At 74.9% G+C, this 720-nt stretch carries 1 protein-coding gene and 1 pseudogene; both read left to right on the top strand.

Features of this window, described 5'->3' with window-relative positions:
- Nucleotides 1-279 (top strand): annotated as a pseudogene (locus BYZ73_RS23160) (OmpA family protein); the annotation flags it as partial.
- A partial coding sequence (locus BYZ73_RS21480; protein ID WP_112317591.1) for a phage gp6-like head-tail connector protein occupies nucleotides 276-720 on the top strand: 445 nt, incomplete at its 3' end. The pseudogene BYZ73_RS23160 and the gene BYZ73_RS21480, both read left to right, overlap by 4 nt.

Here is a 720-nt window from a genome sequence, read left to right as displayed (position 1 = left end):
CTGGCCGCGAAGCTGACCCGGGGCGAGGACCCGGTGGCGGCGGTCTTCGACCGGGCGGCCGAGGCGCAGCTGGCCGCGGCGGCCGATCCGGCCGGGATCGAGGCGAAGGCCGCCGATCTGGCCGCCCGCGAGGCGGCGCTGGCCGAGCGCGAGGCCGCCCTGGCCCAGGCCGAGGCCAAGGCCCAGGCGGGCGCACCGCCGAAGCAGGGCAAGGCGCCCGACAAGGCCCCCGACAAGGAATCGGCCAAGGATGCCGACAAGGATGCGGCGACGGCATGATCCTGGCCGAGATCCCGCCGCTCGGTGTCAGTGTCGAGGCGTATAAACGCGCCTCGCATTGGGAGGGCGATGCGGACAATTCCCGGATCGAGGCCTGTCTGGCGGCGGCGCAATCGGCGGTCGAGACCGCCACCCGCCGCCCGCTGACCCTGCGCCGGGTCCGGTTCGAAACCGCGGCCGGACAGGGGCGCCGCTGGTGGGTGCCGGTCGCGCCCGCCCGCGAGCTGCTGGGCGTGACCTGGTCGGGCGCGTCGGGCGAGATCCCCCTCGATCCCGGGGCCGCCCGGCTTCTCTTTCCCGACAGCGAGCCGCAGATCCTCTTTGCCGAGCGTGCGCTGGGGGTGGTGCCGGACGGCGCGCCCCTCTCCATCACGCTTTCCGTGGGGCCGGACATCGTGCCGCCGACGCTGGCCCAGGCGGTGATCCTGATCGCGCGGGACT

The sequence above is a fragment of the Rhodovulum viride genome (assembly GCF_003265965.1).
GTDB classification, from domain to species: domain Bacteria; phylum Pseudomonadota; class Alphaproteobacteria; order Rhodobacterales; family Rhodobacteraceae; genus Rhodovulum; species Rhodovulum kholense.
This window is presented reverse-complemented; position numbering and strand designations above follow the sequence as displayed.